The organism is Paenibacillus foliorum (genome assembly GCF_013141765.1).
In the GTDB taxonomy this organism is placed as follows: Bacteria; Bacillota; Bacilli; order Paenibacillales; family NBRC-103111; genus Paenibacillus_S; species Paenibacillus_S foliorum.
The window spans coordinates 241180-266151 of the sequence record NZ_WHOD01000013.1 but is presented as its reverse complement, the minus strand read 5'-3'; the positions used below and the strand labels follow the sequence as shown (position 1 = coordinate 266151).

Below are 24972 nucleotides of genomic sequence, written 5' to 3'. Positions count from 1 at the left end.
TCCAAGCAACGCAAAAAAACCAGCTCAGCCCCAAAAGGCCTCACTGGTTTTTAGCTAACTCTATTTATTGGATACTGCTGAAATTAAGCTGACACCACTTTGATTACGTTACGAACGGAATCTGCGGATTTATCAAGAGCTGTCTTCTCTTCAGGCAGAAGCTCCAATTCAAAAATTTTCTCGATGCCTTCGCCGCCCAACAATGTAGGTACGCCCATGAACAAGTTGTCATAGCCATATTCACCTTGAAGCAATGCGATAGCAGGGATGATACGTTTTTTGTCCTTGATGATAGCCTCAGCCATTTGAACCAAGGAAGCCGCAGGTGCGTAATACGCGCTGCCGTTACCCAACAGGTTAACGATCTCGCCGCCGCCTGTACGAGTACGTTGAACAATAGCCTCGATACGGTCAGCAGGGATCAATTTCTCGATTGGAATACCGCCAACATTGGAGTAACGTACCAAAGGAACCATGTCATCACCATGACCGCCCAATACGAAGCCGCGTACATCTTCAACAGATACGTTCAACTCTTGAGCGATAAATGTGCAATAACGTGCTGTGTCCAATACACCGGATTGACCGATTACGCGCTCTTTTGGGAAGCCCAAAGCTTCGTAAGCCACATAAGTCATAGCATCAACTGGGTTACTCAAAATGATTACGATGGAGTTAGGGCTCGTTCTTTTCACGTTATCACAAACGGATCTTACGATACCTGCATTTGTGTTAACTAGGTCATCACGGCTCATACCCGGTTTACGAGCGATACCTGCTGTGATGATAACGATATCGGAGTTAGCTGTGTCGTCATAGTTGGAAGTACCTACGATATTGCTGTCAAAGCCTTGAACTGGAGAAGCTTCGAGCATGTCCAAAGCTTTACCTTTAGTAGGGTTTTCCAGCTGAGGGATGTCCAGCAATACAACGTCTCCCAATTCTTTTTGTGCTGCCAAAAATGCAGTAGTCGCTCCAGTAAAACCCGCTCCGACAACAGTAATTTTTTTGCGTTGGATTGCCATGAATAATTACCTCCTGAAATGGTTTATTTAAGTCGGTAAAGATATGTGGCCAAAAGTAGGCTATCAGAATTAGGGATGTGCCTTCGGCCGCTGTTGAAAGTGTGTTCTTTATAATTAGAACGCAGATGGCAATGTCTAAAGCCAAAAAGCAAAGAAACAAAACGTAAAGCGTGTCAGCGAGACGCTCGGGCGCAGCCTCAAGCTCTCGTTGACGAACGCGCTCCGCGCTCCCACTTCCCATCGAAGCTACTCACTCCCACCTCAGACAACCTTTCATGGTCCAGGGGGCGAAACCTCTGGGGGTCCCCCCTTACAAAGGGGATTTAGGGGGATGGAAAAATTACATATGTTTAATAATTTGGTCAGCGAACTCAGAGCATTTAACTTCAGTTGCGCCTTCCATCAAACGTGCGAAGTCATAAGTAACGGTTTTGTTATTGATCGATGTTTCCATACCTTTGTAGATCAGTTCAACAGCTTCCAACCAGCCCAAGTGCTCAAGCATCATAACGCCGGACAAGATAACGGAACCTGGGTTAACTACATCCAAACCAGCATACTTAGGAGCAGTACCATGAGTAGCTTCGAAGATTGCGTGTCCAGTTACATAGTTGATGTTTGCTCCTGGAGCAATACCGATACCGCCAACTTGTGCAGCCAATGCATCAGACAAGTAGTCGCCATTCAGGTTCAATGTTGCGATAACATCGAAATCAGTAGGACGAGTCAATACTTGTTGCAATGCGATATCTGCAATAGCGTCTTTCACGATGACTTTACCTGCAGCTTCAGCATCTTTTTGTGCTTGGTTTGCAGCATCTGTGCCTTGCTCAGCTTTGATTCTATCGTATTGTGCCCAAGTGAAGGTTTTATCGCCAAATTCTCTTTCAGCCAGCTCATAACCCCAGTTTTTGAATGCACCTTCAGTAAATTTCATGATGTTGCCTTTGTGTACCAGTGTCAACGTTTTGCGGCCATGCTCGATTGCGTACTCGATTGCTGCACGAACCAAACGCTCTGTTCCTTCGGAGGAAACAGGCTTAACACCGATACCGGAAGTTTCAGGGAAACGGATTTTGTTAACGCCCATTTCTTTTTGCAAGAACTCAATTACTTTCTTAACTTCAGCGGAACCGGATTCCCACTCGATACCTGCATAGATATCTTCTGTATTTTCACGGAAAATAACCATGTCAACAAGCTCAGGACGTTTAACCGGGGATGGTACGCCGTTGAAATAACGAACTGGACGAGAGCATACATACAGATCAAGCTCTTGACGAAGAGCAACGTTCAAAGAACGGATACCGCCGCCGATCGGAGTTGTCAAAGGTCCTTTGATTGCTACTATGTATTCACGAATAGCAGTCAAAGTATCATTTGGCAACCAGCTGTTGTATTTATTAAAAGCTTTTTCGCCGGCATATACTTCGTACCAAGCGATTTTCTTTTCGCCTTTGTATGCTTTTTCTACCGCTGCATCCAATACACGCTTGGAAGCTGCCCAGATGTCAGGACCTGTTCCGTCACCCTCGATAAAAGGAATAATTGGGTTGTTAGGTACGTTAAGTTTACCGTCTGTGATAGTAATTTTTTCGCCTTCAGTAGGTGCACTATAGTTTTCGAATTGAGCCATGATTTAATTTGCCTCCTTAAAATTGGGAAAGTATAAACACAAAATTGAACGGGAGCCACAGCGCTTGTCCTGTTCAATTGAACCAGACTTAGAGCACGCTGCAACAACCCGTTGGTTGCAATAGACTTTATTGAAATCGATTAACGATTATCAATCGGTGTATACTTCTGGTTTGAAAGACCTGTGTACTCAGCACGAGGACGGATCAAACGGTTGTTCTCAAACTGCTCAAGAATGTGAGCTGTCCATCCGGATGCACGGCTAACCGCAAAAATCGGTGTAAACAAATCACGCGGAATCTCCAGAGAAGTATAAACGGAAGCAGAGTAAAAGTCCACATTAGGCTTCAAACCTTTTTGTCCAGTTACGATTTCTTCAATTTTAATTGACATATTATACCAGTTCATATTGCCGGTAATTTTGCCCAGTTGCTCAGACATTTTTTGAAGATGCTTAGCGCGTGGATCGCCGTTTTTGTATACACGGTGTCCAAAGCCCATAATTTTTTCTTTGTTAGCCAGCTTCGCGTTGACATAAGACTCTGCATTTTCAAAAGTACCGATATCCTCAAGCATAGCCATAACCGCTTCATTAGCTCCGCCATGCAATGGACCTTTAAGTGCTCCGATAGCAGAAGTTACGCCGGAATAGATGTCAGACAATGTAGCTACAGTAACACGCGCCGCGAATGTTGAAGCGTTCAATTCGTGATCTGCATGCAGCACCAAAGCTTTATCCAGTGCTTCAATTGCAACTTTATCTGGATCTTTACCGATCAGCATGTATAGGAAGTTCTCAGCAACAGATTCGCTTTGCTTAGGAGCGATTGGCTCTTTACCTTCACGAATACGAGCAAATGCAGCAATGATGGTTGGAATTTGTGCTTGCAATTTTATCGCTTTGCGCAGGTTGGATTCCGGTGACATATCGTTAGCTTCTTCATCATACAGTGCCAAGCTGGAAACAGCAGTACGAAGTGCAGCCATCGAGTTCGTATCTTTAGGATACGTTCTGATTTGATCAATCACTTGGCTTGGTACAGCTGCATATTGATTCAAATCCTTAACCAATTGAGCCAATTCGGAACGGTTAGGCAGCTTGCCATACCATAGCAAATAAGCTACCTCTTCGAAAGTTGCATTTTCAGCCAAATCATCGATGTCAAATCCGCGGTAAGTTAGTACACCGTCAATAATGGAGCTGATCGACGACGTTGTAGCAACAATGCCTTCTAAACCTTTAGTAGCAGTCAAAACAATCTCTCCTTTACTTTACATGTTCGTATAATAACTACTATATCATAAATCGCTGCTCATAAGAAAAACTCCAGATCGAAGTCCTTTTCGAAGAAAATATCTTCACTACGGCAAAATTCATTTTACCCAAGGTCGAATGTTTACTTATCTACTATAAATGATTTGGCAAACAATGTGAACAAAGCAGCACATAAAAGTTCATTATCAGCACAATAAACATATGCTATCTCTTAAATATCAACACGCTGACTCCAAATGCTTGAAGGTATGGGCTTTATTCTTTCCACTATACTCTAAAGGAATTCCAATAAATAAGACAAAAAAGCCCTCGTTCCATATCAAAGGAAAGAAGGCTTTTTCGTTACCGTCAACGTTTATTTATTATTCGTTCGACTCAGTGTGAATAGGTAGTTATATAAACTTGCATGCTTTTGCTCGTCTAGGATAATACCCATTACGGTATCACGATAAATACTATCAGGCAAACCAAACCAGATTTTTCGGTACTTTTCAACGGCTGATAGCTCACCTAATAATGCTCGTTGTAATCCTTCTTCATAAGAGGTTACCTTCCCATATTGTTCATCACTTGTTCCAGAAACCTCGTGCCCAGTCAATGCATTATAGATACCCCGAAACATCCTGTTGTGCCCACGTTCATCATCACGAATCGATTTAATAATAGTTGCTTGTTCTTTCATTGGAGCTAACCTTATCAATTCATCATAAAATAATTCATCGTTACGCTCACCCTGTACGGATTGTCTAATTAATTCCAATGCCTGTGTCTGATCCGTCGTCCACACAGGATGAAAACTTGAACGGTACCAATAAGGATAGACTCCATACATACGTTAACCTACCTTCTACTCAATATTCTAGATCATATTATGCAAACCTGTTTGGTCTGGTGCCTATGATCATGTCTACTGGTAGGCCTGTTACCTTGTATAGACGGGTTTTCAATGAGTGTAGCTCTACCTCCTTTTTTTCACACAACACTCGAATTGGAGCCATCTATAAGATCTGGATCATTCGTGTTTGTGCTGCTGTTTTCGTTATTCGCGACGCTTCCAATAGAATCACCAGGAGAAAATGATGCAGCACCCCCATAGTTTTTGGATGAGCTTGATAACACAATATAGGCAACATCCCCGATTTGAACATTAGAGCTCTGGCTAACATTGTTAATTTTAATATTACCGACAATTGAAGGCATTGGTTGAAACCTCTTCCATCAAATTTAATATATATATGATATTATGTTATGGGATTATTGCCCAAACGTCACAACTGTGCTCTACATTTGTCTATAACGGCCAATATGGGCGCTGTTAAATTATTCTTAGAAATTTTGCTCTCATCGAAATCGGTGTTAAAATAGTCTTTGTATGTGAAAAAATTAATGTTCAGTAAAAGCGATACGCTAAAATGTGTACACTATGGAGGAGTCTTATGCCAAACAGCCGCAGAATCGGCATCATTGATATCGGTTCCAATTCCATACGTCTGGTTATTTATGAAATGAATCAATTAAATGCCTATAGAGTTATTGGAGAATTCAAGCAATCGGCCCGGTTAAGTCAAAGAATTGGTCCTGACAATAGTCTTCCTCCTGACGATGTTCAAGCTATTGTCGGGATTCTGTCGCATTTTAAGCAGGTGTGTAATGCTAATCAAGTATCTGAAATTCGCGCCGCAGCCACTGCTGCTATACGCAACGCTGCTAATTCACAACATATCATTCAAACCTTACATTATCAGACTGGCATAGAGGTTGAGCTCCTATCCGGTGAGGACGAAGCAAGACTCGGTTTTCTCGGTATGATAAACTCATTGGATATCCCTGATGGAATTGTTGTCGATATTGGGGGCGGAAGCACAGAAGTCACGATATTCCGCAATCGCACAAGACTGAAAAGTGTCTCTTTTCCATTTGGAGCGGTTAATACAGGCCGCAGATTCTCAACCAATGGTGATTGCAGCGAAGAACAATTAAAGCAAATTCGCCACATGGTTCAAGAAGCTGTAGCTAACGAGCCATGGATCAAAATGCACCCAGGTTTACCCTTCATAGGCTTAGGAGGAACGATTCGCAGCCTTAGCAAGATCAATCAAAAGAAGCAAAAGTATTCACTTCCAGTTACACATAATTACCCTATTTCTGCCTTGGATATGGATGAGCTGATGCAATGGCTGTCCTCCCTCCCTAACGATAAAAGAAAAAAGGTGGATGGCCTATCCAAAGAGCGTTTCGATATCATCGTTCCGGGAATGACTCTTTTACAAGCCTTGTTTGAAGCGACAGGCTCAAGCCATTACGTGATTAGCGGCGCAGGATTACGCGATGGACTCTTTCATGAAGCCTTTTTACCTGATCATTTGGCATCAATGAGTCTTCTCGATCATAGCGCTCGCAACCTTCTGGCGCTTCATTCCACGGCACCTGTCGCCCATCTGGAACAAGTTACAGCGAATGCTGCCATTCTGTTTAACGCTCTACAAAGCCTACATGGATTAGACGACCGAAGCCTGCAAGTTCTGCGTGCTGCTGCCTTACTTCACCGTATCGGAGTGGCTGTAAATTATTATCATTTTGTTAAGCATTCCTTTTATTTAATTGCACACTCGCGAATCGACGGACTATCTCATAGAGAAACCCTTATATGCGCGGCTGCCGCTACTTATAAAACCAAAAACAAAACCCAGCAGATTTACTTGCAACATAAGGATATATTGTCCGATACAGACTTGGACTTGATTGCAAAGCTCGGAACGATCCTCCAGCTGGCAATTGCATTGGATATTTCCGAAGCTCAGTCTATTGCGTCTTTCAGCGCCATTATTGATCCCAAGGACTTACTTATTCATGCTCAAATAAAAAACGACCCCTCCTTCGAATTAAGGGGGGTCGAATCTGTACAAAAGGAATTCAGCAAAATTTGGGGCTTGAAGCCGGTTATTCAAACTTCATGATGCTGCGGCTTCTTTTTCCATGATTTAATTTTCATTGCTTCGAACTGGCTGCGCAGCGGTTTTTTCTCATTGACTATTCGTGAATATAAGCCGCTTGACTGCAGCTGACGCGCCTTAACGTTGTCCCCTAAGCTTAGCTCTAGTATCCGGATCAGCGTTTCCTGAAGATGCTTGTCAAACACTGGACATATAAGCTCAATTCTCCGAGTTAAATTCCGCGTCATCCAATCCGCACTAGAAAGATACACTTCTGGCTCTTGATCGTTTTGGAAGTACAAAATACGCGAATGCTCTAGAAACCGGTCTACGATGCTTATCACCTGAATATTTTCACTTAATCCCAATACACCCGGACGCAAGCAGCAAACTCCGCGTATGATTAGATCTATTTTGACTCCGGCTTTAGAAGCCTCGTACAGCTCCTCCACCATCTGTTGATTCGATAAGGAATTGAGCTTGGCGATAATATGAGCGGGTTTCCCCTCAAGGGCATGTTGGGCTTCACGGCGTATTTTCTCAAAAAGTTTGTCCTTCAGGTCTGTTGGAGCGACTCCAAATGCCTTCCAATTATGCGGTGCCGAATAACCGGTAACTTCATTAAAAAGCGCTGAAGCATCCTCTCCAATGATCATATGGGAAGTAAATAGACCCAGATCTGTATACAGCTTGGCTGTGCTATCGTTGTAATTACCAGTCCCTACATGCACATAGCGGCGCAATCCGTCCTGTTCCTGACGCACCACCAATGTGATTTTCGCATGTGTTTTTAAACCGACCAGCCCATATACAACATGACACCCTGCCTGCTCAAGCTGTCTTGCCCAAGCAATATTACGCTCTTCATCAAACCTCGCCTTCAGCTCAACTACAACTGTTACCTGCTTGCCCGATTCCGCAGCACTCGCTAGCGCTTGAATCAACGGCGAATTTCCGCTTACCCGATATAGCGTCATTTTGATAGCCAAAACTTGACTGTCGAATGCAGCTTGACAAATAAAGTCAGTTACAGCGTCGAACGATTCATAGGGATGATAGAGAAGAACGTCCTGCTGCTTCAGCTTCATAAAAATATCTTCCGTATCAGCCAATTCCAGGGGATAAGCGGCTTCAACAGGTTTATACCTCAACTGCTCATAGCCTTTTAACGAACCAGCCAGCTTCATAAAATAAGTCAAGTCCAAAGGACCATCGATTTCAAAAATATTCTCCGTAATTTCAAACTCTTCCTGCAGCACATTGAGTGCATACGGATGAATTCCTTTTTGCACCTCAAGACGGACTGGAGAGCCCCAACGCCGGCGGCGCAGCTCCTTCTCGATTTCCTCCAGCAGATCCTCCGCACCTTCCTCATTCAAGGTTAGATCCGCATTGCGCGTAAGTCTGAAGCCATGTACGGAAATAGGTGTATAACCGGAAAATAACGTGTGGATATGCTGCTCAATCAAATCCTCCAGCAGGACAAATTCATGCTTCTTACTGTTGGAGCGCGCTGGCACCTCGATACAACGAGACAAATTCGAAGGAACCTGAACTATGGCAAAATAAGGCTCATCCTCCGGGTCATCGCCTTCCTTCATCAGAACGACGGCTAAATAGACAGCTTGGGTATGTACCAAGGGAAAAGGACGGCTCTGATCGACTGCCATAGGGGTCAGCACGGGAAACACGATTTCATGATAGTAAGAATCCATCGCTTTGCGCTGATTCATATTGAGATCTTCATAATCCGTAAAAAGAATGCCTTCTTTGGCTAGTTGTCTCGTAACGTCACGATAAGATTTATATTGTTCAGCTACCATTTTGGTTGATCGCTTCATGATACGTTTAAACAAGCCTGCTGGCGTATAACCAGTAAAGTCCTTTTTTATATAGCCGGCCTTAATCTGATCTTTGATACCCGCAACACGTACACTCATAAATTCATCTAAATTGGATGAAACGATAGAAAGAAATTTTACCCGTTCCAATAAGGGTGTATCGACATCCTGGGCTTCTTCAAGCACCCGCCAATTAAACTCGATCCAGCTCAAGTCGCGATTGATATAGTTTGATGAAGCTTCTCTTTCTCTCTGCGCCATCTCTTTCATATTGTCCTCGTAACCTCCATAGGATTCGACCGTTTTTGCGAATGAAATATACAAATGTGTGCTATTCTATTTTCATTCAACTATCTTCATGGTAGTTCGACAATGTAATCAGAAGATGTGAAGTTTGTAAATTGTATGTAAAGGTAAAGAGCTTTTTTTATTCGAGGTCCTTTCGAAAAGACCCTAATATTTACTATTCTTTTTGCGACTGCAGTAATTTATACAGTTCAGGAGCCGCTTTGTCAATACGAGTAGGCTTCCAATCCCGGTTCACCCACACATGCCGTGTACTTCCACTAACCAGCAGCTCGGCGCCGCGTCTAATTTCCGAAGCAAAATGAACTCGCAAATGAGTATACTCTTCTATTCTCGTACATATTGTAATCAAGTCATCGTATTTTGCTGGGAGCTTGAACTGCATATGCGCGTCTACTAGCGGCAATAGCAAGCCCTGCTCCTCAATTTTATGATATGGCATGCCCAGTGTACGGATTAACTCTGTCCTGCCTATTTCAAACCAATTCAAGTAATTCGCATGATAGACGACGCCCATTTGATCCGTCTCCTGATAACGAACCCTTATCGTATGCTCAAACCAAGGTGATGAAGAAGACATAAGAACCTCCTAGAGATTTCGCAAAAAAATCAATGAATGACTTTATTAGAAAAAAAAAGAGTGAAACCGATGTATAGACTCGACTTCACTCTTGCTTTCTTGGTGGGACGTCTAACACGCCTAGCTTTAATTATAGGACGCGTGCACGGCCCGAATAGATTACACCTACTTCAGGGTAGATCGATACCTCTACGCCGTCTTTGATGAGCTCCAATGCGCCATCAACGCCAACAATTACAGGCTTGCTCAAGCTGATACCGACAACTGCCGCGTGGGAAGTAATGCCGCCTGTTTCTGTAATGATTGCGGATGCTTTCTCAATAGCAGGGATATAATCCTTGTCCGTTGTTAAAGTAACCAGAATACAACCTTCCACCGCTTTGGCATTAGCTTCTTCCGCAGTGCGGGCTATTACAACCTTGCCAGTAGCGATTTGTGTTCCAATGCCTTGACCTTTAGCAATCATTTCACCAATTTGGTGAACCTTGATTATGTTAGTTGTTCCGGAGCGTCCTACAGGTACGCCTGCCGTAATGACAACTGTATCTCCCAAGCTAACATGACCCGCTTTTACACTACTGTCTACTGCGTGCTCGAACAGCTCGTCCGTTGTTTTGCAATCCTCACCTTTGATAGGTACAACACCCCATACCAACGATAGACGGCGCAATACATGATCAATAGGAGTAACAGCGATGATAGGAGCCTTCGGACGGTATTTGGATACCATACGTGCCGTATATCCACTCTCCGTAGCAGTTAAAATCGCTCTCGCTTCCAAATCCAAAGCCGAACTCGCTACCGCTTGGCTGATTGCTTCGGTAACTGTTTTTTGCTGCGCATTGCTTTGACGGATAAAAATTTCGCGGTGCTCAAGCGCTGCTTCTGCACGCTCTGAAATTTTGGCCATAGTCAATACGGACTCAATTGGGTATTTACCAGCAGCCGTTTCGCCAGACAGCATAACAGCATCCGTTCCATCAAAAATCGCATTCGCTACGTCACTAGCTTCCGCACGAGTCGGACGCGGGTTGCGCTGCATGGAATCCAGCATCATCGTAGCTGTAATAACCGGTTTACCCGCTTGGTTACATTTCTTGATCATTGCTTTTTGTACGATTGGTACATCTTCAGCAGGAATCTCAACACCAAGATCGCCACGAGCTACCATCAAACCATCTGAAACCTCAAGGATTTCGTCCAAATTATCGACACCCTCTTGGTTTTCGATTTTGGAAATAATCTGAATATGATTAGCGTTGTGACGCTCCAAAATTTCACGAATCTCAATAACATCGCTCGCTTTACGCACAAATGAAGCAGCGATGAAATCGACCCCCTGCTCAATACCAAAAACTATATCATTAGCATCCTTTTCGGTAATACCAGGCAGATTGATCTTCACTCCAGGGACGTTAACACCCTTCTTGCCGCCCAACAGACCTCCATTAACGATACGGCATTTGATATCGGTGTTGCTTACATCTGCAACTTCCAATCCAATCAAACCATCGTCAATTAAAATGGTCGCGCCAATTTTTACGTCCTTCGGCAAATCCTTATACGTAATATGAACACGATCAGCGTCTCCAACAATTTCTTCTGTTGTAAGAGTGATAAAGTTATCCTGAACCAGCTCAACCTTTTGATCATCCTTCAGCTTACCTGTACGAATCTCAGGCCCCTTGGTATCCAATAGGATGGCTACTATTTTGTTCAATTCCTTGGAAGCTTGACGAACATTTTTGATCCGGTTGCCATGCTCCTCAAAGTCGCCGTGTGAGAAGTTCAATCTAGCTACATTCATACCTGCATCAATAAGCTTTTTGAACATGTCCAATGATTCGCTCACTGGACCGATAGTACATACAATTTTCGTTTTACGCATGATTATGATTACCCTCCTGAATGTAAGTAAACCTTCCGATTTTTCTAAATTTTCTATATCGGTCTTCGATTAGTTCTTTCTCTGTAAGAGCCGTTAGTTCCTGCAAATGCTTTATTAAGGTTTGCTTAATTTCCAAAGCCAATGATTGGACATCACGGTGAGCTCCTCCGCGCGGCTCTTGGATGATCCCATCGATAACGCCAAGATTCAATATATGATCCGCAGTGATTTTCATCGCCTCAGCCGCTTCCCCTGATCTTGAAGCATCTTTATATAGAATCGACGAAGCCGCCTCAGGCGTACTAACCGAATAAATCGCGTTCTCCAGCATAAAGACCCGGTTGCCAACTCCTAATGCAAGCGCGCCTCCGCTTCCGCCTTCCCCGATAACAACACAGATGATAGGAACCCCAAAAGAAGCCATTTCCATTAAATTTCTGGCAATTGCTTCACTTTGTCCACGCTCTTCGGCTGCACTGCCTGGATATGCTCCCGGCGTATCAATAAACGTAATGATAGGACGTTTAAACTTATTCGCTTGCTTCATTAATCGCAAGCCTTTACGCAGTCCGTCGGGATGAGGCATACCGAAGTGTCGTGCTATATTGTCCTTCGTATCCTTACCCTTCTGGTGGCCAACCACCGTAACGGGTATTCCGTTCAATCGTGCTAATCCACCTACAATAGCCAAGTCATCTCCATATAACCGATCGCCATGAAGCTCCATAAAATCGGTAAAAATGAGCTGAATGTAATCCAGCGTTGTAGGACGCTGAGGATGACGAGCCAGCTGCATTTTTTCAGAAGTGGACATGCTGCTGTAAAGCTGAGCAGCCAGCTGCTCATAACGCTGCTCCAATCGGGCTATTTCATCCGAGAAATCCATTTGCTTATCAGAGCCAAATTTTCTAAGCTCCTCGATTTTGGCCTTTAGCTCAAGAAGCGGCTGCTCAAAGGGCAATTCACCCGCCATTTGCCACATCCCCCTTCACCACATGCATATCCAATAATCTAACCAACGTGCCTTTAATTTCTTTACGTGCAACTACCATATCCACATGACCATGCTGTAAGTTGAACTCAGCCGTTTGAAAGTTATCTGGAAGCTTCTGACGGATCGTCTGTTCAATAACTCTACGGCCAGTAAATCCGAATGCCGCACCAGGCTCAGCAATAATATAATCACCGAGCATTGCATAGCTTGCCGATACGCCCCCGAAGGTCGGGTCCGTAATAACGGAAATAAACAAACCGCCCTGCTCGTTCAATTGTGCGATGGCAGCGCTTGTTTTGGCCATTTGCATCAAGCTGAGTATACTCTCCTGCATACGGGCTCCGCCTGACGTGGAAAATACAATCAACGGATATTTCTTTTGAATGGCATGCTCAATGGCTATAGTTACTTTCTCACCAACAACAGAGCCAAGTGATCCCCCCATAAAGTCAAAGCTCATTACGGCAACGATGACTGGGAAGCCACCAATAGTTCCTTCGCCGGTAATAATCGCATCGTTCATACCTGTAGTTTCCGTTGCTTTATGGTATTTGTTCACATAATCAGGAAATCCAAGCGGATCCTCGGAAATCATTTCACTGTCATATTCAAAAAAGCGGCCTTCATCCATAATCAACTGAATGCGCTCTACCGCATTTAATTTGAAATGATACCCACAGGCCGTACAAACCTTAAGGTTTTTATCCAATTCTTTGGTAAATTGAATGGTGGCGCACCTAGGACATTTGTTCATTAAGCCTTCAGGAATTTCTCTCCTCGGCTTGTCCTCAGGAACTATCTCCACACCATCTGCTGCACGCTGAACAGGTCTATCAGAGCCTGGTATCGTCGCGTACTTTCTCTTCTTCTGAAATAAGTCTTTAAATTGCACGATCTGCACCTCGCTTGCGGTTGATGTTCAAATGCGGTCCATCTACGATCTATGCAAAATGGAATTCAGCACATCTTGAACCTCTTCCAGTTCACCTTCAGGGACTACAATTTCAAACTGGTTTTTCGTCATATTAATGGCCCGCACCTGGACAAGAAAGCCCTCTTCTGTCAGTTTCGTCTTGATTCTATCCGCAATTTTCGCTGTCGGAGCTATATAAATAACGGTCCACATGAAAAAAGACCTCCTGAACATAATGCACTAATGATATCATATCTTCTCTTTTTCCCGCAACAAAGGCTTATCGCTAAATAAAATATGAATAGAATTACTGGGAGAACAGCGGCTTGAGAGGAGATCAGGGGTATAATGGCCCCCCCGTTTAGGTTACTTCGTCGTCCTTAATATCCGTCAGTTGCATATCCAATTCATCTTGATGCCGATGAGCGATGCGAGCGGATGCGGCGGCGGCAAGGCCAGCTACTAAATCATCAAGAAATACATGAATTCCGCTTGGATGGTCATTGAGCTCGCGTATAATTCCCATCTTTTTTTTATCCAAATAGCCAAAGCTGGTTAAGCCTATCATGCCGTAGACATGTACAATACCGAGAGCCAGAGTCTCATCAACTCCATACAACGATTCGTCGCGTTCCATTATGGATTGCAGTGGCTCAGGGAGCAGCTTTTGCTCAGCCAGCTCATCCAGAGCAATGCCGGTGTATAAGGTATATTGCACTTCTCGCTTCTTCAAAACGGTCAGGACGCTGTCGATGCAGTCTTCCTTTTGAAGCTGCGGATTGTAGGGAAACTGCAGTTTGTAAACGATATCGGCCACTTGTTCAACAGTGACTCCCCGTCTTTCCAAACTTTCCACAATGTGCTCATGGGACATATGACATCGCCTCCTCCATAACTCGGAATGACCCTCCGGGTTACTAAATGTATGCGGAGGAGCAGCGATTTATAATATCAGAATTTATTTCACTTTCACCGACTCTTTACCCAGCAGCTCCTCAATGGCATGAAACAGCTTCGGAGAAGGCTTTACTTTATATTGATCGCTGAGGCCCAGCGTTTTTTGGCTTTTCTCGTAATACAGGATGACGGACAAGGGTCCTCCTTGCTCGACCAGCAGCTGCTTTAGAGCCGTTAATACGTGAGGCTGCTCGTGGTCGGCTGAGATTTTGACGTACACCCGCTGTGAACGCGGTGCCGTAGATGACGGCGATGCGGCTGGGACACTAGCCGCAGAGCGGGCTGTGCGCGGCGGCGAATCCGGCCGCGCAATTGAGCCAGACTGAGGCGGACGCGCAGTCTGACCGGACGTAGCGGCGCGCGGCGCCGCGGCGCTTTGGCGGGCCTGCGGCTGCGGCGAAGCTTGCGCTTGGCGGCTTGAAGCCGGCGAGCGGCCTCCGTCGCTCGCGGGAGCTGGCCGCTCGCCGCCAGTGCGGGCGTTATGCGCCGCAGGGCGGCGCACAGCCTTCAGCTGCAGCTGAGGATCGCTCAGCGCCACCAGTTGATCGGCAAGCAGCTTAACATCCTCGTCCCCCTGCTGAAGCTTGGCCCTGACCAGAACGGGATTCCCCTTCTGGACTAGAGGTGCGAACTGTTTCCATGCCTCAGGAAACAGAACAACCTCCACCTTGGCTACGCGATCCTCCAGCTCCATGAAAGCCATGGGCTGCCCTTTCTTAGTAACTATCGTTTTGTTGGATAGCACCAATCCTGCTACAATCACTTCGCTGTTGTCAGGCAGCTCCTGCAATTGATGCAGCATATCAATCTCAAGCACTCGCAGCTCCGCTTCGTAGTCATCCAGCGGACTGCCTGAGATATACAGTCCGAGAAGCTCCCGCTCCAACTCTAGCTGCTGCGTCATTGTAAAAGGGCGAATCTCCGGATATTCAACCTCCCAGTGAACGTCCTCGACGAATCCAAACAAATGCAGCTGTAAATCATCGCGTTCCTTGCGCCATTTAACAGCAGCCTCAATCGTCTCTTCGAGCATTGCCAGCTGCTGAGCGCGGTGTCCGGTCAGTGAATCGGCGGCCCCGCCTTGAATGAGCGACTCCAGCACTCGCTTGTTGCACACGCGCAGATCCACTCGGCGGCACAGGTCGAGCAGGCTCGTGTAGGGGCCGCCGCTGCGCTCCTGCATGATCGACTCGATGGCATGCGTGCCGACGTTCTTGATCGCTGCGAGGCCGAAGCGAATCGCGCCTGCACTTGATTTCACCGCGTCGGCATCCGCCTCGGCGGGCTCATCGCCGCCAGCTGGCGCAGCCTGCGGCGCTGCAGCGCTGCCGCCAGCAAGGCCCTGCTGCGCCGCTGGCGTAAACACGACGCCGCTCTCGTTAACGTCGGGCGGCAGCACAACGATGCCCATGCGGCGGCATTCGTCCACATATTCAGCCACCTTATTGTGGCTGCCCATCACGGCTGTCAGCATAGAAGCCATGAACTGCACGGGATAATGCGCCTTCAGATAAGCGGTCTGGAACGCCAGAACACCATATGCCGTTGCATGTGCGCGGGGAAATCCATAGTCTGCGAAGCGCACGATCATGTCGTACACCTTGTTGGCCTCCGCTTCACTGAAGCCTTCTGTCACACTGCCTTTTACAAAATGCGCCCGCTCCTCGTCCAGCACCTCTCGTTTCTTCTTGCTGACCGCGCGCCGCAATAAATCAGCTTCACCTAGGCTGAAGCCTGCCATTTTGGAAGCAATCTGCATGATCTGTTCCTGATACACAATAATCCCATACGTATCTCGGAGAATTGGCTCTAGCAACGGATGCGGGTATTCGACTTCCAGCTCGCCGTGCTTGCCCCCAATATAGCGTGGAATAAACTCCATTGGACCTGGACGATATAACGCAAGGACCGAAATAATATCCTCGAATTCCGAAGGTCTCAAATCCTTCAGCACTCGTCGTACACCTGCCGACTCCAGCTGAAATACACCTGTCGTGTCGCCGCGGCACAGCAGCTCGTAGGTCGCAGGATCATCCATCGGAAGCTTATGGAAATCGACAGTCACTCCTAGCTGTTCCTTGATCCATTGGAGCGTACGCTCGATAATGGACAAAGTCCGCAATCCAAGAAAATCCATTTTGAGCAGTCCGATGGCTTCCAAATGCTCCATGGAATACTGTGTCAATGCCGTCTGCTCATTGCCTTCCTGCAGCGGTACATATTGTGTCAGCGGCTCCCGGGAAATAATTACTCCAGCCGCATGAGTAGAAGCATGCCGAGGCATGCCCTCGACTTTCATTGCGATCTCGAGAAGCTGCGCCGTCTTCGGTTGTCTCTCTGCAAGAGCTTTCAATTCCGGATTGGCTTCTATAGCTTCCGCCAATGTCATCCCAAGCTGAGACGGTATCATTTTGGCCGCACGATCCACTTCCCCATAAGGAAGATTCAACACCCTGCCCACATCGCGAACAGCCGCCTTCGCAGCCATGGTTCCGAATGTAATAATTTGAGCAACGCGATCGCGACCATATTTGTCCACTACATAATCTATAACCTCATCACGACGCAAGTCGCTAAAATCGATATCAATATCAGGCATCGAGATCCGTTCCGGATTGAGGAACCGTTCAAACAGCAGCTGGTAACGAATCGGGTCTACATCCGTGATACGCAATACATACGCTACCAAGCTGCCTGCGGAGGAGCCCCGACCCGGCCCTGTTGCGATACCTTGCTGATGGGCAAAGCGGATAAAATCCCAAACAATTAAAAAGTAATCGGAAAAGCCCATACGTTCGATTACCGACAACTCATAATCAAGCCTGTCATGCAGCTGCTTGCGGTAGCTATTATCCTCCGGTTCCAGCCATGCTTCGACATTCCCATACCGCTCCTCAAGCCCCGTCCGACACAATTCAGCAAGATAACTGCCTGCTGTCGCATTAGCTGGAATCGGCTCGAACTGCGGCAAGATCGACCGGCCAAATTCGAGCTCCAGCTCACACCGTTCAGCCACAATTCGACTATTTTCTATCGCCTGAGGCACGTGAGGGAACAGCCGCTTCATCTCTTCTTCGCTTTTCAAATACAGCTGGCTTGAATGAAACCGCAATCTCTCCGTATCGTCCACCGTCTTGCCTGTCCCGATACAAATCAGAATATCCTGTACGGCATGATCCGGCTCGCGAACGTAATGAACATCATTGGTCGCGATCAATGGAATGCCTGTATCCTCGCTCAATTGGATCATGCTTTGCATGACTTTCTTCTGCTCCATCAAACCGTGATCCTGAATCTCCAAGAAAAAATCGTCTCCAAAAATGTCCTGGTAACGAAGCGCAGCAAGCTTAGCCTCCTCATAACGTTCATGAAGCAGGTGCTGGGAAACTTCACTTCCGAGACAAGAGCTGGTGCAAATAAGCCCTTCCGAATATTCAGCCAAATTCTTCGGGTCAATCCGGGGTTTGTAATGATGCCCCTCCAAATGACCTATTGAGCACAGCTTCATCAGGTTTTGATAGCCAGTATGATTCTTAGCCAGCAAAATTAAATGATAAATCGGCTGATCCTTTCGAGTCCCTTTATCCCGAATGGAGCCTGCTGTATAGTAAACCTCGCATCCGATAATCGGCTTAATGCCGCGCTGCTTGCATGCTTTATAGAAAGGTATGGCTCCGTACATGACTCCGTGGTCAGTCAATGCCAATGCCTTCATTCCAAGGTCGGCCGCCCGACCTACCAGATCATCAATACGTGCCGCACCATCCAGCAAACTATATTCACTATGTACATGCAGATGGACAAAATCACTCACCCGCTCCACCCCCTTGTTGTAAAAAATGATGCCGCCAAAAATATTTCTTTTATTTTATCATAATACGAACACTTGTACCATAGATTAGACAAGCAGGACATCATGCGCGGTAATGAAGGAAGGATGGGAACGAGCATGTCAAGCTTTTTAACAAAGTGCGTGGTCGATTTTTTTGTAGCGTTCGGAGTTGTTCTAGGAGGCACTATGCTTGGCGGCATAGCAGCTGTGTTTATTATGGAACCGCCTACAACAAGAATGCTGCTAATCTCAGAACAAATCAAAATTTGGGCGCTGGTAGCTGCAGTAGGCGGGACGATCGATCCCATTCGCGTAATAGAGAGCAACTTGGTTGAAGGCTATATGTCGCCCGCAATCAAACAAATTTTATATATTGTATTTGCATTTGCAGGAGCGCATACCGGCACAACGCTTATTCAATGGATTTGCAGAGGAGGCAGCAGCAATTGAAGGTACCGCCCTTTGAACAGTTTACCGGGCTGATGAAAGCAACGGGCCTGCTTATTGCCGGGGGCATCATTGGCTGCGCTGTATTTACCGCTATCTATCACCACCATCTCAATTCGGTGCTTATACTAAATAAGGAGCTCCAGGCTGAGAATGAAAAGCTAATCCAAGATAACAATTCATATAAAAAAACCAAAAATCAGCAAAGTACGATCAATCAAATTGATGTCACCGTGGAATCCGGAGATCTCAATCCTCTTGATAAGGTAACTGAACAGGAAATCGAGCGCCGTCTGCGCAACGATCTTAGTGTCGTAAAAGGACAGAAGATTTCTTATTTCGCGGAATCGCCCCATGTTTACCAACGGCTGCTAGCACAGAAGACCTATCATGCCATTATGGATAAAGATTACACCGTCAATGTTAAAATCATGCTGTTAATCCATACGGAGCTCAAGGTTTGGGTCATAGCGAAAGAATGGAAGCGCACCGTTCCCTAGAATCTTTCAGACTTAAAAAAGATACTGCATCAATTGAAGGGTTGATTGCTGCCGCAGCTGCTTCATTCACCTTCACTCGTTGCATTTCCCAGGGAAAATCGTTACATTAATAAGGATCCCGTTTGGACGTCATTTCTGCGCCATTCAACGGATACAACTAAGAAATGAATAAAAGGATGTGCCTGAGATGCAAATTCTCCAAGCTTTGTTACCTCTATTTATTTTTGTCCCCTTAATATTATCGGTCTATTACAGCTTTCGATCACGGAGAATTCAAGATCCTAAGCTGCGTGGGATCTATGCGGCCCGTATGAACATTGCCATGGGAGCAATGCTTGTAGTTATCGCTGTTTCCCAGCTGTTTTTCTTCACAGATTCCAACCTTCGCCGTGTTTTTGGCACCATTTGCTTCCTGCTCGGCATTTTTAACTTGTTCGCGGGGCTGCGTAATCACAGCGCTTATAGCAAGCTGAAGTAATATAGGCATAAAGAACATCAATTAATTACAAGCGAGCGCAGCAGCCCTCTTAACAGTTCTAACCAGAAGCTAGGCTCTGGCTTAAGGTGTTACACCTGGTCGATGAATTGGGCGGTCAACATCGCCTTGGCTACCAATGTCGGTCCATGGTAAATACCTACATCGATTTTTCCAAATTTGCGGCTGACCTCAATTATTTTGGGATGGATTTCGATTTGACTGTCGATTTGCACAGGCTTCACAAAATAAGAGGACATGTTGTCCATCACGAGGTCGCCCTTCTTCACATTCTGAATTACATGATAAGCCGCTTGTGTCATTAGAATCGTCAATACACCCTCTGAGACGGTCCCTAGCTGGTTGGTCATCTGAGGCGTAATCAAGCCCCGATAAACCGTCTGCCCCTCCTTGCTCCGCTCCTCCTCAAACCCAGACCAAATCAAATCCTCGAACGTTTCACCATTTTGCGGCTGACGTTGGATTTGCTGCATCGCTTTGAGCACATCCTTGCGACTGATAACTGCCATTACTTTGCGATTCGTATCAATCACCGGCAGAAGATCTATACCTTCCCAAACCATCATATGAGCAGCAGAAGCTACAGAAGTGTTAAGAGTAACCGTCAATGGATTACGGGTCATCAGCTTATCTATCGTCTGCTCAGGCTGAGCACCAATCAAATCCTTGGAGGTAATCATCCCCGTCAATCGGTTCCATTCATCGACCACAGGAAATCGGCTATGACCTGTTTGCTCATGGAGCTGCTGCCAATCCTTAAGCATATGATGGCCTTTAAGCACCATAACCAGCATTTGCGGAGGGACGATATCCTCGATGAGCAATATTTTTTTCTTGATGAGACGGTCATAAATAGCTCTATTTATCATAGATGCCACAGTATAAGTATCATAGCTGCTTGATATAATCGGCAGATCCAGCTCGTCCGCGAGCTTCTTTACCTCATCGCTTGTACCGAATCCTCCTGTAATCAACACACCCGCCCCTTGTTCCAATGCACAAGTATGGGCTTTACTGCGGTTTCCCACAATGAGCAAGCTGCCTGGATCAATATAGCGCATCATAGCATCCTGCTGCATCGCTCCTATGACGAACTTGTTCAACGTCTTTTGCAATCCGTCAAGGCCGCCAAGCACTTCTCCATCCACGATATTAACAACCTCAGCAAAGGTCAGCTTGTCTATATTATCGCGCAGTTTTTTTTCTACACGGATCGTTCCGACCCTCTCTTTGGTGCTGACTAGCCCCAAATTATCCGCTTCCTTAATCGCACGGTAGGCTGTTCCTTCGCTAACCTCAAGCTTTTCAGCTATTTTCCGTACCGATATTTTGGAACCAATCTTAAGACCCTCAATATATTTCAAAATTTGCTCATGCTTAGTAGCCGCTTCCTGAGTTGATGGCTCCAAAACTGTTACACCTCATTCTCACAATACTGTATTATTCTGTACCACTTATTATAAGCTCTATTTTTACGAAACGAAAGCACCTAGGATAAAAAAGCTGCTACGTGTTCTGGGAAGGGGAACGAGTGCATTTAACTTAACGGTTGAGCGAAGCCATGTATCCCAACTTAGCTCATCCTCAAAATCAGTGCTTGCCCCTCCTCTCATTATTAGCCATCTCAATATCCTGCAATTATGCAGTTATTTTCTACGGAATTTGCTGATTGAGGGGAAAAAACTACGAAAATACAGCAATTTTCACCCATAGCGGTCCGGTTTCAGCTAATAACGGAAAAGAGATGCACATTTGCAGGAATTCACGAAGACTGCGATAAAACGGTCCAAAACCTGTATAGATGCAGGTTTTCGTGGTGGGAAATGGCTTCGAATAATGTCTTGTTCGCTTCCATTGCCGCTCGTAGGTCTTGCCAAACGCTGAGCTGGGTGCGGCACCGAGATCGAATGACTTCATCAAACGCTGAAGCTAGGTACGAAGCCGAGATCGATGAAATCATCAAACACTGAGCTGCCTACGAAGCCGAGATCGAATGACCTCATCAAACGCTGATTTCGGTTTTGAACCAAAACAATGCACTATTCAGCATAATCATCGATCATTTTTTCGAATTATGGGCTTCGTATGAACCAAAAATAGGCATTCGCATAGGATGGAGTAGAAAACCTTGGAGGTGCAAGATTCGAATGTATAATCAACCAACTGCTGTACAGAGTCAACCATTGTATCAAATGGACCCTGCAATGTGGGAATCCATGAACAAATTGAAGGATCACGTCCATGGCCTTTGCTCCAAACACATGAATCATCCGGTTCAAGTACAAACCGTTCAAGGGCAAATATATCATGGCTATATCGTTCATTTCGACGACTCCCACTTATACTTAAAGCCAATGGAAGGCCACGTTCGCGCATTCGCAGGTGCTTATGCTTATAACAATGTAATTCTTCCGTTAGTTTTGTACAATTTGCTCGCCATTACTTTGTTGCTCTGAGGATAGGCTCATTCCTGACTAAGACAATTACAGAAATAAAGCCGTTTCCCCACAATCTGGGGAAACGGCTTTATTTCGATGTTCAAGAATTTATGCAGCTTTGATTTTTAATATTGGATATTCACGAATAAAGCTGATCTTGCTTACTTAGCGCATTTTTTTAAATTGCAGCATTTTACGTTTGCCTTGAAGCATCTGCTCTAATTGCCATTTTTTCATATGCTTGACCTTGGCCAGCTCTCGCTTCGTTTCATCATCGACTCCTAGAATTTCATGCAAATGTGCAGCAATAATTACGAGGGCAAACATCACCCAGACAATTCCGAAAATGGTCGGTAGTGTAAATCCTGAGCGAATATCCATTCTAGGGACGGCATAAAACAGCATGCCTAGCGCCAGCCCCATATACATAATGTTTTTCATTCCTTTCAATCGATCATCCCTCCGTTTCATTACAACTTGTACGATACATTGTATGAGAAGGCGAAACGAAATAGCACTGCCACAACAAATGGGCATGTTGGTTCGGTAATCAGGATAGAACATTTCATGTATGCTGCATATTTTATAGGCATAGAAGGAGGGATGAATTCGTAGTGAAAAAACACCCGGCTATGACGCATTCCTTGCATCGTGCAGCAGCTCAATGCAAACGATCCAAAACCCGCTCCACCATCCCGATAATCGTTCAATTCACGGGAAGTGACCGGAGCGCTCACAGGCAGCATCAGTCAAAACTTAGAAATAAGCTGTGCCAACGAAAGCATCATTTTCTGGACAAAGGAGGCTTATGGCTGGTAGACGGTTGGTCTGCTCATGTTTCTCCTTCCTGTCTAGATACCATCTGCAACCATAAAGGTGTTGCTAAGGTTATGTTGGACCGAAGAAACAGCACCAAGCTCAACATCGCTACTCCTGCAGTCGGCGCTACCAGCCTGCAGCGAAAGCGGCTGACCGGTCGAGGGATAACTATTGCCGTGCTTGATACAGGTGTCGCTCGCCATCCCGATTTGACGAAGCCGTACAACCGGATTAAAGCCTTTAAAGATTTTATTAGCCATAAAAAAAAACCATATGACGACAATGGCCATGGAACACATGTGGCAGGAGATGCAGCCGGAAATGGCTATTCAAGCAAAGGGAAGTACAGAGGGGTTGCACCGCAAGCCAAAATTGTTGGTGTAAAGGTACTTGACAATCAAGGCGGAGGCTTCGATTCAACTATTATCAGAGGCATTCAATGGTGCATAACTCATCGTAAAAGGCTTGGCATTCGCGTCTTGAATCTGTCTCTGGGCAAACCAGCTTTGGAGCCTTGCAAGAACGATCCTCTGTGCCAAGCGATCGAGAAGGCAGTCAAAGCCGGTATCGTCGTAACCGTAGCCGCTGGAAACAACGGCCCAGCCAAAGGCTCCGTCACATCACCGGGAACAAGCCCCTCAGCGATCACAGTAGGCGCAGTGGACGATCGGCGTACCGTGCGGCAATCAGATGACCGTGTTGCCGCATTTTCAGGCCGCGGACCGGCTAAAGGAGGCTTGATAAAGCCGGATACCTTGGCGCCTGGCGTCAACATCGTTTCGCTGCGGGCTCCTGGCTCTATCTTGGATCGCTTATCTCCACGAGGCGGCCTTCCGAAAGGCTATATGCGGTTGTCCGGCACCAGCTTTTCGGCACCCATCACAGCGGGAACCGCAGCCCAGCTGCTGCAGAAGTATCCTCGGCTTCGTCCGCAGCAGATCAAATTGCTGATTAAACGAAATGCCTTCTCTTTAAGGATGCCATCCAACACACAGGGCACCGGCGAGTTAAATAGTCGGTTTGCTGCAGGCTCCAGGAAAAGATAGCTTATCTCAAAAAAGTAAGAGTAAATCCTTCATTGTTTTACCGACTGCTTGCGGAATTGCTGTGGCGACATGCCTGTTATCCGCTTGAATAATGAATGAAAATATTTCATATCCTGATATCCTGCGAGCTCTGCAATTTCACTTATTTTACTGTTCGTTCTATTCAGCAGCTCGCAGCATTTTTGAATTCTAACATTATGCAGGTACTCCGTATACGTTTGCCCTGTCGCCTGTTTGATCAAACGGTGGAACTGCCTTGGACCCACGTTTATTTTGGCGGCGATTTCAGGCAGCGATGGCGGATTTTGAAGCTGCTGCTGAATAAACCCGAGTACCTCATCCATACGATTGTTCTCCAACAACAATTCGGCCCCCTGTCCAACCGGCTGTCTGGAGCGGTACAGCAGCACCAACAGCTGTATCACATAGGAAAGCAGCATAAACCTCCGAGCCGCTTTTGCCTGCGAGAATTCGATGTGCAAGCGGCTCATCAACACGCCTATTTCTCCGAATTGCTCTTTTTGCTGAAACCACGTTGTTTCCTTTTGCAGCGTAAGAAGGACATCTCTGTCTGCTGAAGTTAGAAGCTCCGAATAATTCCCCGCCATTTGTTCAAAAAGCTGCTCATGAAAAAGACAATTGTATACGATGAGCTTATCCTTAGCTGCTGCATGCGCCGGCCTGAATACGTGAGAGGTGCCAACAGGTATGAAAAATAAATCTCCTTTTTGGACAGCAATGATCTCATCCCTTATATAATGAAACCCTTTCCCTTCGCTTACATAGGTAATTTCAACAAAATCATGCGAGTGCTCCAGCAATTCAAACGATTCGCTAGCCCTATTCACATATAATGGAAATCCAGGCTCGAAAAACATTTGTCCATGCATCGATCCAATCGTTCTACGAATGGTCATCGGCTCATAGTCTCCTTAAACGTCCTAAACTTGGAAAGGCTTACAAGGTCAGTATACCCCTATAACTATGTCTAAAACAACCCATTAACTTATAGCTTAGTCATAATAGAATGAAAGACAAATCCTACA

The 24972-nt window shown here is 45.8% G+C and carries 23 protein-coding genes; 6 read left to right on the top strand and 17 right to left on the bottom strand.

Annotated elements, in window-relative coordinates:
* Positions 1 to 83 precede the first annotated feature (83 nt).
* The 5 genes from mdh to GC093_RS03810 all read right to left on the bottom strand — a co-directional run bounded on the left by mdh (position 84) and on the right by GC093_RS03810 (position 5136).
* The gene (gene mdh / locus GC093_RS03830; RefSeq protein ID WP_171650526.1) at positions 84 to 1025 is read right to left on the bottom strand and encodes a malate dehydrogenase; all 942 of its coding nucleotides are present in this window, start codon (positions 1023 to 1025) and stop codon (positions 84 to 86) included.
* Positions 1026 to 1365: 340 nt separating this feature from the next.
* Positions 1366 to 2661 (bottom strand): NADP-dependent isocitrate dehydrogenase, encoded by a 1296-nt coding sequence (gene icd, locus GC093_RS03825; RefSeq protein ID WP_171650525.1) that lies wholly within the window; start codon positions 2659 to 2661, stop codon positions 1366 to 1368.
* Positions 2662 to 2801: 140 nt separating this feature from the next.
* Positions 2802 to 3914, bottom strand: coding sequence for a citrate synthase (citZ, locus tag GC093_RS03820; protein ID WP_171650524.1), 1113 nt, complete (start codon positions 3912 to 3914; stop codon positions 2802 to 2804).
* 377 nt (positions 3915 to 4291) lie between these two features.
* Positions 4292 to 4768, bottom strand: coding sequence for a ferritin-like domain-containing protein (locus GC093_RS03815; protein WP_171650523.1), 477 nt, complete (start codon positions 4766 to 4768; stop codon positions 4292 to 4294).
* Positions 4769 to 4908: 140 nt separating this feature from the next.
* Complete coding sequence (locus GC093_RS03810) at positions 4909 to 5136, bottom strand: spore germination protein (protein WP_171650522.1); 228 nt, start codon at positions 5134 to 5136, stop codon at positions 4909 to 4911.
* Between the two features lie 236 nt (positions 5137 to 5372).
* On the opposite strand from GC093_RS03810, the gene GC093_RS03805 reads away from it, so the two are divergent.
* Entirely contained in the window at positions 5373 to 6893 is a 1521-nt protein-coding gene (locus GC093_RS03805; RefSeq protein ID WP_171650521.1) for a Ppx/GppA phosphatase family protein, read from the top strand.
* Here GC093_RS03805 and GC093_RS03800 read toward each other — a convergent pair.
* From GC093_RS03800 to GC093_RS03765, 8 genes are all read right to left on the bottom strand, one after another.
* Positions 6881 to 8980, bottom strand: coding sequence for an RNA degradosome polyphosphate kinase (locus tag GC093_RS03800; protein ID WP_171650520.1), 2100 nt, complete (start codon positions 8978 to 8980; stop codon positions 6881 to 6883). The two genes, GC093_RS03805 and GC093_RS03800, sit on opposite strands and share 13 nt — an antisense overlap.
* Positions 8981 to 9173: 193 nt before the next feature.
* Entirely contained in the window at positions 9174 to 9596 is a 423-nt protein-coding gene (locus GC093_RS03795; protein WP_171650519.1) for an acyl-CoA thioesterase, read from the bottom strand.
* A 130-nt stretch (positions 9597 to 9726) separates the two neighbouring features.
* On the bottom strand, positions 9727 to 11484 hold the full coding sequence (gene pyk, locus GC093_RS03790) for a pyruvate kinase (protein ID WP_171650518.1): 1758 nt from the start codon (positions 11482 to 11484) through the stop codon (positions 9727 to 9729).
* Positions 11477 to 12457: an acetyl-CoA carboxylase carboxyl transferase subunit alpha gene (gene accA / locus GC093_RS03785; RefSeq protein ID WP_171650517.1), complete on the bottom strand. Its 981-nt coding sequence runs from the start codon at positions 12455 to 12457 to the stop codon at positions 11477 to 11479. Before accA ends, pyk begins: the two co-directional genes overlap by 8 nt.
* The gene (accD, locus tag GC093_RS03780; RefSeq protein ID WP_171650516.1) at positions 12447 to 13370 is read right to left on the bottom strand and encodes an acetyl-CoA carboxylase, carboxyltransferase subunit beta; all 924 of its coding nucleotides are present in this window, start codon (positions 13368 to 13370) and stop codon (positions 12447 to 12449) included. Before accD ends, accA begins: the two co-directional genes overlap by 11 nt.
* A gap of 42 nt (positions 13371 to 13412) precedes the next feature.
* Complete coding sequence (locus GC093_RS03775; protein WP_133225429.1) at positions 13413 to 13604, bottom strand: glutamate decarboxylase; 192 nt, start codon at positions 13602 to 13604, stop codon at positions 13413 to 13415.
* A gap of 148 nt (positions 13605 to 13752) precedes the next feature.
* A complete protein-coding gene (locus GC093_RS03770; RefSeq protein ID WP_171650515.1) occupies positions 13753 to 14265 on the bottom strand; it encodes a phosphatidylglycerophosphatase A family protein in 513 nt (170 codons plus the stop codon).
* Between the two features lie 84 nt (positions 14266 to 14349).
* Entirely contained in the window at positions 14350 to 18162 is a 3813-nt protein-coding gene (locus GC093_RS03765; protein WP_171650514.1) for a DNA polymerase III subunit alpha, read from the bottom strand.
* A 135-nt stretch (positions 18163 to 18297) separates the two neighbouring features.
* Here GC093_RS03765 and GC093_RS03760 point away from each other — a divergent pair, with 135 nt between their 5' ends.
* From GC093_RS03760 to GC093_RS03750, 3 genes are all read left to right on the top strand, one after another.
* On the top strand, positions 18298 to 18630 hold the full coding sequence (locus tag GC093_RS03760) for a YtrH family sporulation protein (protein ID WP_171650513.1): 333 nt from the start codon (positions 18298 to 18300) through the stop codon (positions 18628 to 18630).
* On the top strand, positions 18627 to 19127 hold the full coding sequence (locus GC093_RS03755; protein WP_246313328.1) for a sporulation membrane protein YtrI: 501 nt from the start codon (positions 18627 to 18629) through the stop codon (positions 19125 to 19127). The genes GC093_RS03760 and GC093_RS03755 overlap by 4 nt, the downstream gene beginning before the upstream one ends.
* 187 nt (positions 19128 to 19314) lie before the next feature.
* Complete coding sequence (locus tag GC093_RS03750) at positions 19315 to 19605, top strand: YtpI family protein (protein WP_171650511.1); 291 nt, start codon at positions 19315 to 19317, stop codon at positions 19603 to 19605.
* 89 nt (positions 19606 to 19694) lie between these two features.
* On the opposite strand, the gene GC093_RS03745 is transcribed toward GC093_RS03750, so the two are convergent.
* Both GC093_RS03745 and GC093_RS03740 read right to left on the bottom strand, forming a co-directional pair.
* Positions 19695 to 21032, bottom strand: coding sequence for a DRTGG domain-containing protein (locus GC093_RS03745; protein ID WP_171650510.1), 1338 nt, complete (start codon positions 21030 to 21032; stop codon positions 19695 to 19697).
* 274 nt (positions 21033 to 21306) lie between these two features.
* On the bottom strand, positions 21307 to 21540 hold the full coding sequence (locus tag GC093_RS03740) for a hypothetical protein (protein WP_171650509.1): 234 nt from the start codon (positions 21538 to 21540) through the stop codon (positions 21307 to 21309).
* A gap of 230 nt (positions 21541 to 21770) precedes the next feature.
* On the opposite strand from GC093_RS03740, the gene GC093_RS03735 reads away from it, so the two are divergent.
* On the top strand, positions 21771 to 22079 hold the full coding sequence (locus GC093_RS03735) for a hypothetical protein (protein ID WP_171650508.1): 309 nt from the start codon (positions 21771 to 21773) through the stop codon (positions 22077 to 22079).
* Positions 22080 to 22226: 147 nt separating this feature from the next.
* Here the strand turns inward: GC093_RS03735 and GC093_RS03730 are convergent, their stop codons facing one another.
* Positions 22227 to 22502 (bottom strand): hypothetical protein, encoded by a 276-nt coding sequence (locus GC093_RS03730; RefSeq protein ID WP_246313415.1) that lies wholly within the window; start codon positions 22500 to 22502, stop codon positions 22227 to 22229.
* Positions 22503 to 22675: 173 nt separating this feature from the next.
* Between GC093_RS03730 and GC093_RS03725 the strand changes: the two genes are divergently transcribed.
* Entirely contained in the window at positions 22676 to 23926 is a 1251-nt protein-coding gene (locus GC093_RS03725; RefSeq protein ID WP_171650507.1) for a S8 family peptidase, read from the top strand.
* A gap of 29 nt (positions 23927 to 23955) precedes the next feature.
* Here the strand turns inward: GC093_RS03725 and GC093_RS03720 are convergent, their stop codons facing one another.
* Entirely contained in the window at positions 23956 to 24843 is an 888-nt protein-coding gene (locus GC093_RS03720; protein WP_171650506.1) for a helix-turn-helix domain-containing protein, read from the bottom strand.
* Positions 24844 to 24972 lie beyond the last annotated feature (129 nt).

Excerpts from the sequence above, each read along its gene's own strand:
- icd (WP_171650525.1), bottom strand. The coding sequence starts at position 2,661 with ATGGCTCAATTCGAAAACTATAGTGCACCTACTGAAGGCGAAAAAATT.
- GC093_RS03735 (WP_171650508.1), top strand. The coding sequence starts at position 21,771 with ATGTATAATCAACCAACTGCTGTACAGAGTCAACCATTGTATCAAATG.
- GC093_RS03770 (WP_171650515.1), bottom strand. The coding sequence starts at position 14,265 with ATGTCCCATGAGCACATTGTGGAAAGTTTGGAAAGACGGGGAGTCACT.
- GC093_RS03750 (WP_171650511.1), top strand. The coding sequence starts at position 19,315 with ATGCAAATTCTCCAAGCTTTGTTACCTCTATTTATTTTTGTCCCCTTA.
- accA (WP_171650517.1), bottom strand. The coding sequence starts at position 12,457 with ATGGCGGGTGAATTGCCCTTTGAGCAGCCGCTTCTTGAGCTAAAGGCC.
- GC093_RS03720 (WP_171650506.1), bottom strand. The coding sequence starts at position 24,843 with ATGACCATTCGTAGAACGATTGGATCGATGCATGGACAAATGTTTTTC.
- GC093_RS03805 (WP_171650521.1), top strand. The coding sequence starts at position 5,373 with ATGCCAAACAGCCGCAGAATCGGCATCATTGATATCGGTTCCAATTCC.
- GC093_RS03730 (WP_246313415.1), bottom strand. The coding sequence starts at position 22,502 with ATGAAAAACATTATGTATATGGGGCTGGCGCTAGGCATGCTGTTTTAT.
- GC093_RS03815 (WP_171650523.1), bottom strand. The coding sequence starts at position 4,768 with ATGTATGGAGTCTATCCTTATTGGTACCGTTCAAGTTTTCATCCTGTG.
- pyk (WP_171650518.1), bottom strand. The coding sequence starts at position 11,484 with ATGCGTAAAACGAAAATTGTATGTACTATCGGTCCAGTGAGCGAATCA.
- GC093_RS03795 (WP_171650519.1), bottom strand. The coding sequence starts at position 9,596 with ATGTCTTCTTCATCACCTTGGTTTGAGCATACGATAAGGGTTCGTTAT.
- GC093_RS03760 (WP_171650513.1), top strand. The coding sequence starts at position 18,298 with ATGTCAAGCTTTTTAACAAAGTGCGTGGTCGATTTTTTTGTAGCGTTC.
- GC093_RS03775 (WP_133225429.1), bottom strand. The coding sequence starts at position 13,604 with ATGTGGACCGTTATTTATATAGCTCCGACAGCGAAAATTGCGGATAGA.
- GC093_RS03810 (WP_171650522.1), bottom strand. The coding sequence starts at position 5,136 with ATGCCTTCAATTGTCGGTAATATTAAAATTAACAATGTTAGCCAGAGC.
- GC093_RS03800 (WP_171650520.1), bottom strand. The coding sequence starts at position 8,980 with ATGAAAGAGATGGCGCAGAGAGAAAGAGAAGCTTCATCAAACTATATC.
- GC093_RS03740 (WP_171650509.1), bottom strand. The coding sequence starts at position 21,540 with ATGAAGTCATTCGATCTCGGTGCCGCACCCAGCTCAGCGTTTGGCAAG.
- mdh (WP_171650526.1), bottom strand. The coding sequence starts at position 1,025 with ATGGCAATCCAACGCAAAAAAATTACTGTTGTCGGAGCGGGTTTTACT.